Source organism: Klebsiella sp. 28 (genome assembly GCF_018223905.1).
Lineage (GTDB): Bacteria > Pseudomonadota > Gammaproteobacteria > Enterobacterales > Enterobacteriaceae > Klebsiella > Klebsiella pneumoniae.
Window position 1 is genome coordinate 18713 of the sequence record NZ_JAGRQY010000037.1, and the last position, 15549, is coordinate 34261.

Sequence of the window (15549 nt, forward strand, 5' to 3'; positions counted from 1 at the left end):
TGAAAGTATCACTGACAGCCGGTATCACGTCTGACACGCAGAACGGCAGGCGCATTCAGATTAGCCCAGTCGCCACGGCGTAGCAGGCAATTTGCGTTTTATTCGGCGCATTAAATTTCCGCTGCATATTCTTCTGATGGAAATTCACCGTATTTTCCGAAATCGAGAGAATCATCGCCACCTCCGCCGAAGTCTTTCCTTCCGCCGTCCATTTGAGGATTTCCAGTTCGCGGCGGCTGAACTTCATCTCCGGCGGCATCACCATCTCATCTTCCAGACGCAGCAGCGTCAGCAAGCTTAGTTCAGTCAGCGTTCGCAGACGCAGCTCAAGCTCATCTTCAGGGTAACCGCCCGGCAGACGATTGTTCGCGGAGACAGAGAGAAATCCCTGAGCATGGTTTGGCAACGTCAGGCACTGCGTCACGCCCTTTTGCAGACCATGGTCACGCGCCCCGTCCCACAATGCCGGCGCATCACGAAACAGGCTGTCGTTCCATGGCAGATGGCCACGCATAAAATTCTCCGGCCGTAACACAGGATCTATCGCGAAATAATTTTCTGCCTGATAGTGCGACATCCATGCGCGGGGGTAAGTCGACTGGAACGTAACGCGGGGGCGGGTGAAAGGCACCGGGTGGCGCACACAAAGCGTGTAGTAATCATATTCCAGCGCTTCGGTTTCACGTTGCAGGAGATTATAAACCTCCTCGCCGGTGGCCATGGACTGAAATTGGTGCAGCATATCCCGCCGCCAGCTGAAAAAATCATTGTCCCTCATAGCTGTGCATATAACTCCTGATTGATAATCATTATTATAAATACAGAAAACTAACACATAAATCTTATTTATATGTATAAAATATCGTAGCTGTCGCATTTATTAGTCTGAAGGCTTGCCATTTTCCCGCTCGCCGCACAGAAACATAGCGTTTTTCTCCCATCATGTTCTACACCCTGCCAAGGGCGATGGGAAGCGGTGTATACGGCCGTGGGAGTCAATAGCGCAAAGACGTGTCGCGGGGGCGTTACCCCGCCGCGAGAGTGGGCTAAACGCGGCGGCTCCCGCGAAGCTGAGCCGCCACGCCAGCCCATGCTTTACTGCATCAGGAATTTTTCAAGGAACTGACGGGTACGCGGCTGCTGGGGCGAAGCGAACAACGCTTTTGCCTCGCCTTGTTCGACAATGCGTCCCTGATCCATAAATATCGCCCGATCGGCTACGTCGCGGGCGAAACTCATTTCATGGGTCACGATCACCATGGTGCGTTTTTCCTGCGCCAGCTGACGGATGGTGTTGAGCACCTCCCCCACCAGCTCAGGATCGAGGGCCGAGGTGGGTTCATCAAACAGGATCACGTCCGGACGCATAGCCAGCGCGCGGGCAATAGCCACTCGCTGCTGCTGCCCGCCGGAGAGACGGCGCGGATAGCTATTCTCTTTTCCGCTGAGCCCCACCTTCGCCAGCAGTTCGCGCGCCCGCGCCATGGACTCCTGCTTATCTTCACCTTTTACGATGACCGGCCCTTCAATAATGTTCTCCAGCACCGTACGGTGGGGAAACAGATTAAAGTTCTGGAAGACAAAGCCGACGTGCTGGCGCAGCTGGCGAATGAGCCCTTTCTGCGGCCCGAGGCTGCGACCGGCGTCGATCGTCACATCGCCGACGCGGATAGTGCCGCTCTCCGGTTGCTCCAGCAGGTTGATGCTACGCAGCAGGGTGGTTTTGCCCGAGCCGCTGGGGCCGATGATCGCCACCACTTCCCCTTTCTGTACCTCCAGGTCGATACCATGGAGCACCGTCTGGCCATGGAATTTTTTTACCAGGCTTTTCACTTCTATCGCACTCATTTCGGATCACGCTCCTGGCGGTTCAGCTGGTTTTCAAAATAATTCTGCAGCGAGGAGAGCACTGTCGCCATTACCCAGTAGATCAGGGAGGCCGCCAGATACATGGTGAAGACCTCCAGGGTTCGCGAGGTAATTAGCTGCGCCTGACGGAACAGCTCCGGCACCTGGATCGTTGCCGCCAGCGAGGTATCTTTTACCAGGCTGATAAAACTGTTCGACAGCGGCGGCAAAGCGACCCGCGCCGCCTGGGGTAAAATGGCCCGACGCATCGTCTGCCAGGGCGTCATACCGATACTGGCCGCCGCTTCCCATTGCCCTTTATCAATCGAGGCGATGGCCGCGCGCAGCGTTTCCGCCGCATAGGCCGCAGTATTCAACGACAGGCCGATCATCGCCGCCGGGATCGGGTCAAGCTCAATGCCGAACTGCGGCAAGCCGTAGTAGATCATAAACAGCTGGGCGATAAGCGGCGTGCCGCGGAAAATGGAGATATACATGCGCGCCAGCCATTTTACCGGCCAGACTGGCGACATGCGCATCAGCGCCAGGATAAAGCCCAGCACCAGGCCGAAAAACATCCCGCCAATGCTCAGCTGCAGCGTAAAGACGGCCCCTTTCAGCAGAAAAGGGGCGGAATCAATGACCAGTTGGATACTTTCTTGCATGCTGTCGTTTCTGTATTAGAGGTGAGGATGATAGGCAAACAGCGCCGGCGCTCCGCCAGTGTGGACGAACAGTATCGGCCCTTCATCCTTAAAGCGCTTCTGCGTGATGCCGTCGATAAGCCCGGCCATCGCTTTGCCGGTATAGACCGGGTCGAGCAAAATACCTTCCAGCTGCGCCAGCAGCTTCACGGCGGCCATCCCATCTTCGTTTGGCGTACCGTATCCTGGGGCAAAGTAGTCATCCCACAGTATAATTTCAGCCTTCGCCTGTAGCTCGAGACTGTTGGCCACGGCCTGCTGCAGCGCCACCACTTTCGGCAACTGGTCAGCGACCGAGCGCGACACGGTCACCCCAATCAGTTCCGCCTGCGGCATCAGCTGTTCAAGGCCGACCGCCAATCCGGCATGGGTGCCGGCGCTGCCGGAGGCGACCACGACTGACGAGATCGCCACCGCGTCTTCGCACTGCTGGCTGATTTCCAGTGCGCTTTCCACATAGCCTAACGCGCCGAGGGCATTGGAGCCGCCGACCGGAATAACATACGGACGATACCCCTGCGCCTCAATGCGGGTCGCCAGCTCATCGAGCTGGGCGGCGGGATCGGTCAGGGCATCACACATCTCAACCTGGGTGTTAAAGAGATCCAGCAGCAGACGGTTGCCATTGCTCAGATAGTTCTCCGCCCGGGTGCCGATGGGATTTTCCAGTAGCGCCACGCAATGCAGTCCCAGTTTCGCAGCGACTGCCGCCGTCTGACGCACATGGTTAGACTGGATCGCGCCGGCGGTGATTAAGGTATCCGCGCCCTCGCGCAGCGCATCGGCGGCGAGAAACTCCAGCTTACGCAGTTTGTTGCCCCCCATCGCCAGCGGCGTCGTATCATCACGTTTAATAAAAATTTCGCGCCCAAGGTGATCGGACAGACGCGGGAGATACTCCAGCGGCGTCGGCGCGCCGATCAATTCCAGGCGCGGAAAGCGGGTTAAGTTTTGCAGTGACATGGCCCCTCCTGACTCAGTTATGCTTCATTATGCACACAGTTACGCGCTAAATAAAAAAAGGCGCTTCCAGGAGCGCCTTTTTTCACCGCTGTCCGTTATTTCGTCACGTCAGCGCCAAACCATTTCTCGGACAGCGCCTTCAGGCTGCCATCTTTCTGCATGTCTGCAATCGCGCCATCTACCGCTTTCAGCAGGTCGTCGTTGCCTTTACGCAGCGCAACGCCAGCTTCCTGACGAGAGAAGGCTTCGCCGGTTACCGCCAGCGTATTGTTGGTTTTCTTCACCAGATCCAACGCCGCCAGACGGTCTACCAGAATGGCGTCAATACGACCTACACGCAGATCCTGGTATTTGGTGGGATCGTCATCATAGGTACGGACGTCCACGCCCTGGACATTCTGACGCAGCCACTCTTCATAGTTAGTGCCCAGTCCGACGCCCACTTTCTTGCCTTTCAGATCCGCCGCGGTTTTAATCACGCCTTCGTTACCCTTCTTCACCAGCGCCTGCACGCCGGAGACGGTATATGGGGTGGAGAAATCGTATTTCTTCTTACGTTCGTCAGAGATAGTGACCTGGTTAATCACCACGTCGATACGCTTGGAGTCCAGCGAGGCCAGCATACCGTCCCACTTGGTCGGTTTGAGATCGGCCTTCACGCCAAGATGTTTCGCCAGTTCGTTAGCGAATTCCACTTCAAACCCGGTCAGCTTGCCGTCATCCCCCTGGAAACTAAAGGGAGGGTAGGTGCCTTCGAGGCCCACGCGTAGGGTGCCGCGCTCTTTAATCTGATTGAGCAGGTTTTCCGCCGCAAAAGTTTTCACGCTGACGCCAGCCATCAAAACAACGGCCATCGCGCCCATCATCGCCTGACGACCCAGAAGTGCTAATTTCATAGATACCCCGAAGGTTAGGATTTTCCTGTAGTGTAAGGCGCTTAATGCCCTGACACCAACATCGTTACGCTACATCTTATGCAAATTTATTATATATGATCCGCTTTAGGGTATAGCGAAAATCAGGGCTTTCCTCACCCTTTTTGCTGGATATCTCCCATACTGCAAAGGTCAGCCTGTTGACGTCTGGAGCATGGAAGATGAAAAACCCCACCTTATTGCAATGTTTTCACTGGTACTACCCCACCGGCGGCGAGCTGTGGCCTGAGGTCGAAGCGCTGGCGCCCAGCCTGAATGAAATCGGCATCAATATGGTCTGGTTGCCACCCGCCTACAAAGGCGCCTCGGGCGGTTACTCCGTCGGCTATGATACCTACGATCTCTTTGACCTCGGCGAGTTTGATCAAAAAGGGTCTGTCGCCACCAAATATGGCGACAAAGCGCAGTTGCTGGCGGCGATCAACGCCCTGAAGGAGCACAATATCGCCGTACTGCTGGATGTGGTTGTCAACCATAAAATGGGCGCTGATGAAAAAGAGGCTCTGCGCGTTCAGCGCGTCGATGAGCAGGATCGTACGCAAATTGACGAGGAGATCATTGAGTGCGAGGCATGGACGCGCTACACCTTCCCGGTGCGCGCCGGACAGTATTCGCAGTTTGTCTGGGACTACAAATGTTTTAGCGGCATTGACCACATCGAGAACCCGACGGAAGACGGTGTGTTTAAAATCGTCAACGATTACACCGGCGAAGGCTGGAATGAACAGGTCGATGATGAGCTCGGCAACTTTGACTATCTGATGGGCGCCAATATCGATTTCCGCAATCATGCAGTGACCGAGGAGATCAAATACTGGGCGCGCTGGGTAATGGAGCAGACCGGCTGCGACGGTTTTCGTCTTGACGCGGTCAAGCATATCCCCGCCTGGTTTTATAAAGCGTGGATCGAGCATGTTCAGGAGGTGGCCCCGCAGCCGCTGTTTATTGTAGCGGAATACTGGTCCCATGAAGTGGAGAAGCTCCAGCAGTATATCGACCTGGTCGAGGGCAAAACGATGCTGTTTGATGCCCCACTGCAGATGAAATTTCATGAAGCGTCACGCCAGGGCCGCGATTATGACATGAGCCAGATTTTCAGCGGGACGCTGGTGGAAGCCGACCCTTTCCATGCCGTCACTCTGGTCACCAATCATGATACGCAGCCGCTGCAGGCCCTCGAGGCGCCGGTTGAACCCTGGTTCAAGCCCCTCGCCTATGCGCTGATCCTGCTGCGGGAGAATGGCGTGCCCTCGGTCTTTTATGCCGATCTCTTCGGCGCTTCCTATGAGGATACCGGCGGCGACGGAGAGACATATGCCATTGAGATGCCCGTTATCGAACAACTCCACGAGCTGATCGACGCCCGTCAGCGTTTTGCCCATGGCGTGCAAACCCTTTGGTTCGATCATCCTAACTGCATCGCCTTTAGTCGTAGCGGTACTGACGACGATCCAGGCTGCGTGGTGATCATGTCCAATGGCGATGAAGGCGAAAAGACGCTGACGCTGGGCGAAAACTATGGCAACAAACGCTGGCGGGATTTTCTCGGTAACCGGGAAGAGATTGTCGAAACCGATGGCGAAGGCTGCGCGACCTTTACATGTAACGGGGGGAGCGTGAGCGTGTGGGTGTTAGAGGAGGTGCTGTAGTTCCCTGACGCCGGGCGGGCCAGCTATGGCCCGCCAAAATCTCAGCGCGTGGAGGCCGGCGCGCTAACGGGCCCCGTCGCTCGCGCTTTGGCCCACGCCTTCTCGCACTCCGGAGTGAGACGTTCAACACGGGACAACGTCATCCGATCGTAGGAGATCGTGTTGCCCTCGCGCTCGACAGGATAGATGTCCAGGGAAGCGGTCACGTTGTAGATCTCACTGTCACGATTCATCAGTTTCCCCGGCTGCGCAATCACGCGCTGCCACTGGCGGCAGTCGAAGGTGTCCCCTTCTTTGGTGACAATCAGGCTGGCAATGGCGTCAGGACTCATCATCGCGCTCTGCGGCCCTTTCGTTTGCCAAAAACCTGCAAGGCCAGCCGGCGCCGGCGCTTTAACGACGTCCTCATAACGATCAACCTGTACGCAACCGGCCAGCGCCACCACCATGCCAGCAAAAAATAACTTTTTCATCATTCATCCCACAAGCCGATAAAAAAGTATTGTGGCATTAAAGCGTTAAGCCTTCCACCCCCACCGCAAAGGGATAAGCGAGCAAGCTAGCAACCGCTAACGTGGGTTTCATTTGAAGTAAGGAAATTCTGAAAGTAAAAGAATACTGGGCGCGTAACCATAGCATCTACGGGCACTTTTTGTTTTTAATTCGGTCACACTACCGGTTCTTGACTTTACTTTAAGAGTTTTCCTGGCAAATTATATGCACAGATGCGGAATAGTTTAATGGAGCTAATGGGTTCTTTCTAAACCTACTATTATTATCGCCCGCAAGGACTGCTTCGCACAGCCAGTGCGAAGTGTATATCGTTACGTGTTGATTGAGGATGGGTCATGTCAACGATGATTATGGATTTGTGCAGCTATACCCGGTTGGGATTGACGGGATATCTGACCAGTCGGGGAATTAAAAAACAGGAAATCGTTGAGGTCAACAGTGCTGCGGATCTGCAGAAACACTGTACGTCGTGTTGCCCGGCGGTGGTGTTTCTGAATGAAGACTGTTTCGTGCATGATGATGAAAGTAATGGCATTATTCGCCAGATCATTACGCAAAACCCGGCGACGCTGTTTGTTATCTTTATGTCGCTGGCGAACATCCATTTTGACCGCTATTTGCGGGTACGGAAGAATCTGCTAATCAGTTCAAAATCGATAACCCCAAAAGACCTTGATGTTATTCTGGTTAATTATCTTAAATACAAAAACACCAGTGTAGGGCAGTTAACTTTACCGACATTGTCACTGAGTAAAACAGAATCAAATATGCTGCAAATGTGGATGGCCGGGCATGGTACTTCGCAAATCTCAACGCAAATGAACATCAAAGCGAAGACGGTATCGTCGCATAAAGGCAATATTAAAAAGAAAATACAAACGCATAATAAGCAGGTGATTTATCATATCGTTCGGCTGACCGAAAACATCACCTCCGGTATTCAGGTAAATATGCGCTGAAACAAACTGGCGGCGCTCCCGCCAGTTCAGTTTTACGAGACCTCTTTTTCCACGAAAATCCCATCCGGGTGGCCTATTTCATTAAAAAACCAGATCCCCAGAGGATAGTCTTCCAGTGAAACCAGATACATCGTTCCTTCACTAAACGACTCAATCGCCAGCACTACCCCCGATCGACGTGGGCCACCGTCGGTCTTCACCGTGACACGATCGTTCACCTGCATAATCATCTCCTCTATATTTTCAGCCAGTGTAGAACAAAACCACGCAACTCGCAGCGTCGCGGCACGTGACTGGCGCTTTTTTAGACCGGCTATACTTAGAGAGGCTTGAGCAACGCTCAGCGAGGGGGTAATGATGAAGCACCAATTAACAGGCCAGACCGGGGACGACCTTGACGTCAACGTAGATGCCCTGCTGGCGGCGATAAATGAGATCAGCGAAAGCGAAGTCCATCGCACGCTGGACGACCCGCAGCGCGCCAGCATCGATGGCCGCGGGTCACATACCTGGCGTGAGCTGGCGGAGGCATTCGAACTCGATATTCACGATTTCAGCGCCAGTGAAGCCAACCGTTAGCGGCAGGCGAAAAAAATCCCGACTCGCAGGAGTCGGGATCAAACTTGCTAATGCAAGAAGCACTTGAAAATTCGTTACACCGGGAAATCCGATGCGTTGAAACATTATCCTCAATTATTTTGCATGACAAGAGATATTCATGACGCAAAATATTGAGAATGTTGGCGCCTGGTGACTGACCGGGCTGCAAGGCTGATGTGAGAAGGCTTAGCCGCAAACCGGTTTCATTCGATAGCGCGATCGCCTGCGATCACTTTAAGATAATTCTCATTTTGCCAATCGACATCGAAACGTTTTACTCACGCTGCGCTGCGAAAACAGACCTGGTTACGCCCATTTTGCTTGGCCAGATAGAGTCGCCCATCGGCCACCGACTGCAGCGCTTCAAACTGATACTCCACCCGCTCTTCGCTGGCGCTCACCCCTAACGAGGCGCTAACCCGCAGCGTCACGTTGTTATGCAAAAAGACTTCCCGTCCCTGAATACGCTGGCGCAATCGCTCCGCCACCGCCGCCGCTTCCTGCAGGGTGGTATTCGGCATCACGATACAAAACTCTTCTCCGCCCACTCTGCCCAGCAGATCGCCCTGCCGAACCGCGCTGGACAGCGTACTGGCCACCATCGACAGCACCCTGTCCCCCGCCTGATGACCATAGCGATCGTTGATGTGCTTAAAATGATCCAGATCGAGCTGGATCACCGCCAGCGGCCGTCCGCTGCGCTGGCAGTCGCTGGCTACCGCCATCGCCTGTTCAAACAGCGCCCCGCGATTGAGCAGGCGGGTCAAGGCATCGTGCCATGCCTGCCACTCCAGAGAGGTTTGCAAAACGCTCATGTTGCGGACCATGCGGCGGATCACCAGCCAGGAGAGCAACAGCATCAAGGTGAAGAGGACCCACATCAGGGTCAGGGCGATGGTGATGGTGCCAAAGTTCCCGCGGACGCCTTCCCGCAGAGTGTGGATCCGCAGCAGCACGCCGTCAAAATTGCGCAGTTTGGCCCAGCTGATATAGCGCGTCAGCAGACGCAGCCCTCCCTGGTTATCATGGACAAACGCGCGGCTCAGCAGCTCCTGCTCGCGCGGGGACAGCAGGGTCAGGACATTCCCCGGCGCGGAAGAAGCCAGCAGGTTCAAATGGCTATCATAAAGTTGGTACTCTCCCTCTTGTCCCCCCTGCATGGCGCTAACCAAAAACGCTTTGATTTCACTGACTGAGAAATCCATCGCCAGCACGCCGCGCCAGTAACCGGCAAAATCCAACGGTATCGAAGCGGTGACCACCTGCTCTTCCAGCTGCGGGTCATCGTCAGGAAAGGTTTGCCAGATAACGCCTCGCCCCGGATTATTTCGTTGGGTCTGGCGGGTAAACCACGGAGCGCCGAGGGCTTGGGAATAGTGCGTTATCACCTGCGACTCATCCCGCAGCGGCAGGGTCGAGGTAAAAAAGCCGCTACGAGAGATATACTGCATCCGCTCGGCGAAATCGCGATCGTGCTGCGTCAGATTTAGCAGATAACCCAGCTCGAGCGTCGCCATTAGTTCATCAGCCGCCAGCGGATCGTCCACCAGCAGGATAGGGTTGTCGCCAGCGACGCTGCCCGAGATGCCAAACACCGGCAGCGTACGCCGATTCGGTAGCGCCACCCGCCAGGCCTGCTGATGGCGCTGGCTCAGATAGCGTTGGCTGGCCTTACGCAATACATCGATATCGAGCGGCTGTTCGAGCGCCGCCTGCATCCCATGGCGAAAAAACATCATTCTGTCGATGTTGAACTGCAACAGCCCATCCATTTCATGAGCGACGTTAGCCAGATTGTTACGCTGGTTGGCCACGTAGGCCTCTTCCAGGACATTGATTTCACGCCAGATCAGCAGCGTGGAGAAAAACAGCACTGCGATAAAACAAGCGTTAACCACATGCGCCGGGCGAGCCAGGTGGTAGCACTTTTTTAACTTCAACCGCAGTGGCTTATCCATCTTTCTCTCGCAGTACGTTGCGCAAACCTCGCGGCGTCAGCGCCCCGGTCTCTGTCGATACCCGGGGCGTTTTAGGGTAGAACACGCGGCGCCGTTACGCTGCGTTTCGCCATGCTACTTTCCAGCGCCACGCAGGCTGCTCACCGCCTTAACGCCCGCCAGCACCACCGCGCCGATGATAAAACCCAGCACCAGGTTGGCGACGACCGGCAGCGTGGAGGCCATCACCCCACCCAACCCCGCGCTCCAGTGCTCGATGGCATGATGCAGCGGCGCAATACCGTGAACGACTATCCCCCCGCCGACGAGGAACATGGCCAGCGTCCCGACGATGGACAACACCTTCATCAGGCGGGGAGCGACGGCCAGGAGCCCTTTACCCAGCCACTGCGCCAGCGCACTACGTTTTTCCGCCAGCCAGTAACCCATGTCGTCCAGCTTGACGATCACCCCCACCAGGCCATACACCCCGATAGTGACCAGAATCGCAATCCCCGAAAGAATAAGGATTTGGTTAAGCAGCGGAGCTTCCGCCACGATGCCGAGGGTAATGGCGACAATTTCCGCGGACAAAATAAAATCGGTGCGAATCGCGCCTTTTACTTTGTCACGCTCAAAGGCCAGCGGATCGCGCTCCGCCAGCGCGGCGAGACGCTGCTGCCGCCGTTCAGGATCCTCTTTGTGTTTCCGCGCTTCCAGACTGTGCAGTACCTTCTCCACCCCTTCGAAACAGAGAAACGCGCCGCCCAGCATCAACAATGGCGTAATCGCCCAGGGGATGAAGGCGCTGATCAACAAAGCCAGTGGCACGAGGATCACTTTGTTAACGAACGACCCTTTCGCCACTCCCCAGACCACGGGCAACTCGCGATTCGCCCGCACGCCGGTAACCTGTTGGGCATTGAGAGACAAATCGTCGCCCAGCACCCCCGCCGTTTTTTTCGCCGCTACCTTGCCCATCACGGAAATATCGTCCAGCAGCGTGGCGATATCATCAAGTAATGTTAAAAGACTACTTCCTGCCAAAATGATTTTCCTTCTCTTTTCATCAATGTCTCCCTCGAGTATGCGTTAAAAAACGGCCGGTGCCCAAGGTACAATTAGTCAATATAAATTTAACAACCTGACGCAAATTAACCACTCGCCAGCACGATAGTTTTCACGTTTACTATATGTCCCCTTTCTATCTCTGCACCGTCGTGAGGAAGTATGTCTACCCGTCAGCTTTTACCGCTCATCGGGGCGCTGTTTGCGCTGTATATCATCTGGGGCTCTACCTATTTCGCTATCGCCGTCGGGGTCGCCAGCTGGCCGCCGCTAATGATGGCCGGCATTCGTTTTCTCGCTGCCGGCGTGCTGTTGCTGGGGTGGCTACTGGCCACCGGCCATAAGCTACCGGCGCGTCGTCCGCTGCTTAACGCTGCGCTGATCGGCGTGTTGCTGCTTGCGGTTGGCAACGGCTTCGTGACGCTGGCTGAACATCAGCACGTCCCCTCCGGCATCGCGGCGGTGATGGTCGCCACCGTACCGCTGTTCACCTTATGCTTCAGCCGCTTTTTCGGCATCGCCACCCGTAAACTGGAGTGGCTGGGCATTGCCATTGGCCTTGCGGGTATCGTGATGCTCAACAGCGGAGGCAACCTGAACGGCAACCCCTGGGGCGCACTGCTGATCCTGATTGGTTCCCTAAGCTGGGCCTTCGGCTCGGTTTACGGTTCGCGAATCGTACTGCCGACCGGCATGATGGCGGGGGCAATCGAGATGCTCGCCGCCGGGATCGTCCTGCTGGCGGCCTCATGGCTGAGCGGTGAAACCTTAACCCGCGTCCCTTCCTGGTCCGGGATCGCCGCCCTGGCCTATCTGGCCATCTTTGGCTCGCTGATCGCCATTAACGCCTACATGTTTTTAATCCGCAATGTCACCCCTGCGGTCGCCACCAGCTACGCCTATGTTAATCCGGTGGTCGCGGTGCTCCTCGGTACTGGGTTCGGCGGCGAGAGCCTGTCGCTCATTGAGTGGCTGGCGCTGGCGGTGATTATTTTCGCCGTAGTGCTGGTAACGCTGGGGAAATATCTCTTCCCCGTCCGCAGCGAGGCTACTCCTTGTAAGGCGTCGAAGTAGTCGTCAGTTCGCGGATCCCCTGCGTATCGATCTGCGCGTCGTGTCCGGCGCCGCAGATCCACTCTTCCAGACGTTCGGTGAGCGCCGCATCACTCAGCCTAAGGCGCCCGCGCAGGGCGCATTCCCAGATGATTAATACCCGCCAGCCCTCTTCGGCCAGCTTTTGCCGGTCGCGGGCGTCGCGCGCCACGTTACCGGCGATTTTGTCCAGCCAGAATGCCGTGCGGGTGGCCGGCACCTTAAACAGATAGCAGTCATGGTGATGCCAGAAACAGCCGTGAGTAAAGATAACGCAACGGTAGTCGGGTAAAGAGAAATCGGGACGTCCCGGCAGCGCGCGATCCTGGGCAACAAAGGTGAATCCCGCCCCGGTCAGCAGCGCCGCTATCCGCTTTTCGATCGCCGTATCGCGCGTGGCGATCGCCCGCATATTTTTACTGCGCGTCGCTTTATCGTGAACATCCGCCATCATTATCATCCGCTTCACGGCGCGCCACCGCCTGAGCGATGCGCGGCGCCAGGAGTTTCGCCACCGCGGCGAAGACCGGAACCACCACCGAGTTGCCAAACTGACGATAGGCCTGCGTATCCGATACCGGGATGCGAAAACGCGCCCCCTGCGGGGATTCAAAGCCCATCAGCCGGGCGCATTCGCGCGGCGTCAACCGGCGAGGCCGCCGCTGTTGATTCAGCGGATCGTCAAAATGCTTCTCACCGAGCGGCCGGTCCCAGCCGCGATCGACGAGAATTTCGGCACCATCTTTATAGTAGCGGGCAGAAAGCGTCCGGGCCACGCTGTGGGGATTGGCGGGGTCAACCAGGCCATAACCAAAGCCATTGCCCCGCGCCTGATGCTTGCGGGCATAACGATAAAGATATTTCCACAGCACCGGCGTAAGAATAAATTTCGCATCGACCGTCGGCTCCAGCAGCTCGCCAAATGTTGGCCGCACCGCCGGGTACTGCGCCGCGATGTCGCGCAGCGTAAATCCAGCATGCAGCTGCAGATCGCGACGGAAACCCACCAGCACGATGCGCTCCCGGTGCTGAGGCAAGAAATGGCGCCCGTCAATCACCTTCGGGTCATCCGGCCCGGTATGCCCCGCGTCAGCTACTTCATATCCCAGCTCATCCAGCGTCTGCATGATGATACGGAAGGTGCGCCCCTGATCGTGGCTTTTGAGGTTTTTGACATTCTCCAGCACAAAAATCGCTGGCTGACGAGCCGCGATAATTCTCACCACGTCAAAAAACAGCGTTCCCTGGGTTTCGCAGGCAAAGCCATGCGCACGGCCCATCGCATTTTTCTTAGAGACGCCGGCAAGCGAGAAAGGCTGGCAGGGGAAGCCAGCCAGCAGCACATCATGCTGAGGGATAGATTCGCGAATATGCCGCGCCGCCTCCTCGTCGCTAACGTCAGAGCGTTGGCTGAGGGTAATATCGCGGATATCTTCATTAAAACGGTGCTGCTGCGGATCACAGTACCAGTTGGCCTTATAGGTGCGTACCGCGTGCTTGTTCCACTCGCTGGTGAAAACGCACTGCCCGCCGATGGCTTCAAAACCACTGCGGATCCCGCCAATACCGGCAAACAGATCGATAAAACGGAACCCATAGTGCGGATGATGGGCCGGCGGCGAAGGCAGGAGCGTCGCCAGATGAGCAACTTCCTGCGGGCGCAAACGCTCCGCCGCGCGGCCAAGCGCCGCCACGCGCTTGAGGATCGCCGCGCTCCAGTGCTGTTCGCCGACGCTCACCAGTTCGGCAACCAGCGTTTTTACATCGTAGATCGTCATCAGCTGACGCAGCAGCGCCTCAGCGTCTTCCCCGGCCTGTTCAGCCAACGACAACGACCTGTGTTCCTTGCTTAACTTTTGCGGCATATCCTCAACCAACGCGGACGATTTTGGCAGAGAGTACCATAAATCACCGGTCGGTTGACGCCTGCGGTGCAAAGCGGCGCAAAACCGCTTCATCCAGCGCCAGCGGCTCCCCCTGCAGCTCCGCGCTGAGCTTAGCCATAAATTCGACGAGAAAACGGGCATTATGCTGCGCCATCGCTTTCCCCTTATCAGTTTGCATGGTTTCCGGCAGGCGCAGAAGTTTGCACTGGAAATGGTCGAGGGCATATTTGCGGTCATCCAGCGCCCGCCGATCAGCAAAAGGATCTTCGGCATCAAACAAGATGGTATTCAGGGCGCCGGCGACAGCGAAGACCCTCGCCAGACCAATGGCTCCCAGCGACTCGAGTCGATCGGCATCCTGAACTATTTTCGCCTCCAGCGTGCGCGGTGGGATCGCCGCGCTGAAGCTGTGCGCCTCGATGGCATGGCTGACCGCCGGGTAACGATCCGCAGGAAAATCAGCAAAGGCCGACTGCAGAATGGCGAGGGTTTTCTCGGCGGCCATCATCGAGGATCGACTTCGCTCCGGATGATTTTTTGGCAAGCTGACGATGTCATGAAAATAGCAGGCCGTGAGGAGTACCAGCCGGTCGACTTCCTCCCCCGCGGCCAGCTGAGTGGCGGTCGCCCAGACGCGACGAAAATGGGACAGATCGTGTGCGGCGTCATCCTGCGCATGGTGCGTCAGTATCCAGCGCTCAAATCGTTGCTGCCAGTCAACCAGGTCCATAGGCTTTCCTTTTTCTGAGGGTCAGCCTCGAGCATAGCAATTTTAGCGCTGATGATCCTGCTCGCCGCGGGATGGACGCGTATACCAGACGACCGCGCCGAGAATAGAGCCAATGCCGCCGAGGACCAGCATACCCAACAGGGCGCCAAGCCATTTCCCGGCCGTTGTTCCAAAATCACCCTCCACGCTGGCGCCGGGAACGCTGTGAATTTTTCCCACTACCCACCAGTAACGCACAATGACCCAGACACAATATCCGCAAAAAGCATACAACGCCCAGAGCGCAAGTTTCCCTCCCGGGCTGCGTTTTGCCTGCTCTTCCATCTCATTCCTCTCCGTGACACAACAGACTATTGTCACTCAAAACGTGACACGCATCACATTATACCGCTAACCTGCGTCACAGGCAGCAGTTTCATCTTTGTCTTCTGCGCCTTCTCGCGACTTATGCTGCCAATGCGCACAGGCTGAAGAGATGTCCTTATTATCTCCCGTACGCTTAAAGCTATTCATTCCTTAAATATCGCAAGCTGGGTTGATAATTCCCTGGATATTTACATTCACACAAAATAAATTTCCATAATGAATAATGTGCTTGATTGCTATTTGTGCATTTTATTTCATAAAATTAACAACAACCAACCAAAGATACAATAACCCATTGC

Annotated in this window: 17 protein-coding genes; 4 read left to right on the forward strand and 13 right to left on the reverse strand. The window is 55.9% G+C overall.

What is annotated here, in order from left to right:
* Positions 1 to 55: 55 nt before the first annotated feature.
* The 5 genes from sdiA to tcyJ all read right to left on the reverse strand — a co-directional run bounded on the left by sdiA (position 56) and on the right by tcyJ (position 4411).
* Entirely contained in the window at positions 56 to 778 is a 723-nt protein-coding gene (gene sdiA / locus KHQ28_RS07310) for a transcriptional regulator SdiA (protein ID WP_002911542.1), read from the reverse strand.
* Positions 779 to 1095: 317 nt separating this feature from the next.
* Positions 1096 to 1848 carry an L-cystine ABC transporter ATP-binding protein TcyN gene (gene tcyN / locus KHQ28_RS07315; RefSeq protein ID WP_004151455.1) on the reverse strand — a complete coding sequence of 251 codons (753 nt, stop codon included), beginning with the start codon at positions 1846 to 1848 and terminating at the stop codon, positions 1096 to 1098.
* On the reverse strand, positions 1845 to 2513 hold the full coding sequence (tcyL, locus tag KHQ28_RS07320; RefSeq protein ID WP_002911547.1) for a cystine ABC transporter permease: 669 nt from the start codon (positions 2511 to 2513) through the stop codon (positions 1845 to 1847). Before tcyL ends, tcyN begins: the two co-directional genes overlap by 4 nt.
* 15 nt (positions 2514 to 2528) lie before the next feature.
* Positions 2529 to 3515: a D-cysteine desulfhydrase gene (gene dcyD, locus KHQ28_RS07325; protein WP_004180445.1), complete on the reverse strand. Its 987-nt coding sequence runs from the start codon at positions 3513 to 3515 to the stop codon at positions 2529 to 2531.
* A gap of 95 nt (positions 3516 to 3610) precedes the next feature.
* On the reverse strand, positions 3611 to 4411 hold the full coding sequence (gene tcyJ / locus KHQ28_RS07330; protein WP_004141135.1) for a cystine ABC transporter substrate-binding protein: 801 nt from the start codon (positions 4409 to 4411) through the stop codon (positions 3611 to 3613).
* 200 nt (positions 4412 to 4611) lie between these two features.
* Here tcyJ and amyA point away from each other — a divergent pair, with 200 nt between their 5' ends.
* Positions 4612 to 6099: an alpha-amylase gene (gene amyA, locus KHQ28_RS07335; RefSeq protein WP_004189225.1), complete on the forward strand. Its 1488-nt coding sequence runs from the start codon at positions 4612 to 4614 to the stop codon at positions 6097 to 6099.
* 41 nt (positions 6100 to 6140) lie between these two features.
* On the opposite strand, the gene yedD is transcribed toward amyA, so the two are convergent.
* Positions 6141 to 6575: a lipoprotein YedD gene (yedD, locus tag KHQ28_RS07340; RefSeq protein ID WP_004189223.1), complete on the reverse strand. Its 435-nt coding sequence runs from the start codon at positions 6573 to 6575 to the stop codon at positions 6141 to 6143.
* 372 nt (positions 6576 to 6947) lie between these two features.
* Here yedD and rcsA point away from each other — a divergent pair, with 372 nt between their 5' ends.
* Positions 6948 to 7571, forward strand: coding sequence for a transcriptional regulator RcsA (gene rcsA / locus KHQ28_RS07345; RefSeq protein WP_002911561.1), 624 nt, complete (start codon positions 6948 to 6950; stop codon positions 7569 to 7571).
* Positions 7572 to 7603: 32 nt separating this feature from the next.
* Here rcsA and dsrB read toward each other — a convergent pair whose 3' ends face one another.
* The gene (gene dsrB / locus KHQ28_RS07350; protein ID WP_002911586.1) at positions 7604 to 7795 is read right to left on the reverse strand and encodes a protein DsrB; all 192 of its coding nucleotides are present in this window, start codon (positions 7793 to 7795) and stop codon (positions 7604 to 7606) included.
* A 133-nt stretch (positions 7796 to 7928) separates the two neighbouring features.
* Between dsrB and KHQ28_RS07355 the strand changes: the two genes are divergently transcribed.
* Entirely contained in the window at positions 7929 to 8150 is a 222-nt protein-coding gene (locus KHQ28_RS07355; RefSeq protein ID WP_002911589.1) for a YodD family protein, read from the forward strand.
* Between the two features lie 299 nt (positions 8151 to 8449).
* On the opposite strand, the gene dgcQ is transcribed toward KHQ28_RS07355, so the two are convergent.
* Positions 8450 to 10129: a cellulose biosynthesis regulator diguanylate cyclase DgcQ gene (gene dgcQ, locus KHQ28_RS07360; RefSeq protein WP_032418754.1), complete on the reverse strand. Its 1680-nt coding sequence runs from the start codon at positions 10127 to 10129 to the stop codon at positions 8450 to 8452.
* Between the two features lie 114 nt (positions 10130 to 10243).
* Entirely contained in the window at positions 10244 to 11155 is a 912-nt protein-coding gene (locus KHQ28_RS07365; protein ID WP_002911591.1) for a DUF808 domain-containing protein, read from the reverse strand.
* A gap of 183 nt (positions 11156 to 11338) precedes the next feature.
* On the opposite strand from KHQ28_RS07365, the gene yedA reads away from it, so the two are divergent.
* Positions 11339 to 12250, forward strand: coding sequence for a drug/metabolite exporter YedA (gene yedA, locus KHQ28_RS07370; protein ID WP_004184683.1), 912 nt, complete (start codon positions 11339 to 11341; stop codon positions 12248 to 12250).
* Here yedA and KHQ28_RS07375 read toward each other — a convergent pair.
* The 4 genes from KHQ28_RS07375 to drpB all read right to left on the reverse strand — a co-directional run bounded on the left by KHQ28_RS07375 (position 12225) and on the right by drpB (position 15208).
* The gene (locus tag KHQ28_RS07375) at positions 12225 to 12719 is read right to left on the reverse strand and encodes a very short patch repair endonuclease (RefSeq protein WP_032419454.1); all 495 of its coding nucleotides are present in this window, start codon (positions 12717 to 12719) and stop codon (positions 12225 to 12227) included. The two genes, yedA and KHQ28_RS07375, sit on opposite strands and share 26 nt — an antisense overlap.
* Positions 12700 to 14100: a DNA cytosine methyltransferase gene (locus KHQ28_RS07380; RefSeq protein ID WP_014343261.1), complete on the reverse strand. Its 1401-nt coding sequence runs from the start codon at positions 14098 to 14100 to the stop codon at positions 12700 to 12702. The genes KHQ28_RS07375 and KHQ28_RS07380 overlap by 20 nt, the downstream gene beginning before the upstream one ends.
* A 76-nt stretch (positions 14101 to 14176) precedes the next feature.
* Entirely contained in the window at positions 14177 to 14884 is a 708-nt protein-coding gene (locus KHQ28_RS07385; RefSeq protein WP_002911594.1) for a phosphohydrolase, read from the reverse strand.
* A 42-nt stretch (positions 14885 to 14926) separates the two neighbouring features.
* The gene (drpB, locus tag KHQ28_RS07390) at positions 14927 to 15208 is read right to left on the reverse strand and encodes a cell division protein DrpB (protein WP_004151461.1); all 282 of its coding nucleotides are present in this window, start codon (positions 15206 to 15208) and stop codon (positions 14927 to 14929) included.
* Positions 15209 to 15549 lie beyond the last annotated feature (341 nt).

Coding starts and splice junctions, on each gene's coding strand:
- yedA (WP_004184683.1), top strand. CDS start 11,339: ATGTCTACCCGTCAGCTTTTACCGCTCATCGGGGCGCTGTTTGCGCTG.
- dcyD (WP_004180445.1), bottom strand. CDS start 3,515: ATGTCACTGCAAAACTTAACCCGCTTTCCGCGCCTGGAATTGATCGGC.
- KHQ28_RS07375 (WP_032419454.1), bottom strand. CDS start 12,719: ATGGCGGATGTTCACGATAAAGCGACGCGCAGTAAAAATATGCGGGCG.
- KHQ28_RS07355 (WP_002911589.1), top strand. CDS start 7,929: ATGAAGCACCAATTAACAGGCCAGACCGGGGACGACCTTGACGTCAAC.
- KHQ28_RS07385 (WP_002911594.1), bottom strand. CDS start 14,884: ATGGACCTGGTTGACTGGCAGCAACGATTTGAGCGCTGGATACTGACG.
- dgcQ (WP_032418754.1), bottom strand. CDS start 10,129: ATGGATAAGCCACTGCGGTTGAAGTTAAAAAAGTGCTACCACCTGGCT.
- tcyJ (WP_004141135.1), bottom strand. CDS start 4,411: ATGAAATTAGCACTTCTGGGTCGTCAGGCGATGATGGGCGCGATGGCC.
- sdiA (WP_002911542.1), bottom strand. CDS start 778: ATGAGGGACAATGATTTTTTCAGCTGGCGGCGGGATATGCTGCACCAA.
- amyA (WP_004189225.1), top strand. CDS start 4,612: ATGAAAAACCCCACCTTATTGCAATGTTTTCACTGGTACTACCCCACC.
- yedD (WP_004189223.1), bottom strand. CDS start 6,575: ATGATGAAAAAGTTATTTTTTGCTGGCATGGTGGTGGCGCTGGCCGGT.
- tcyL (WP_002911547.1), bottom strand. CDS start 2,513: ATGCAAGAAAGTATCCAACTGGTCATTGATTCCGCCCCTTTTCTGCTG.
- dsrB (WP_002911586.1), bottom strand. CDS start 7,795: ATGCAGGTGAACGATCGTGTCACGGTGAAGACCGACGGTGGCCCACGT.
- tcyN (WP_004151455.1), bottom strand. CDS start 1,848: ATGAGTGCGATAGAAGTGAAAAGCCTGGTAAAAAAATTCCATGGCCAG.
- rcsA (WP_002911561.1), top strand. CDS start 6,948: ATGTCAACGATGATTATGGATTTGTGCAGCTATACCCGGTTGGGATTG.
- drpB (WP_004151461.1), bottom strand. CDS start 15,208: ATGGAAGAGCAGGCAAAACGCAGCCCGGGAGGGAAACTTGCGCTCTGG.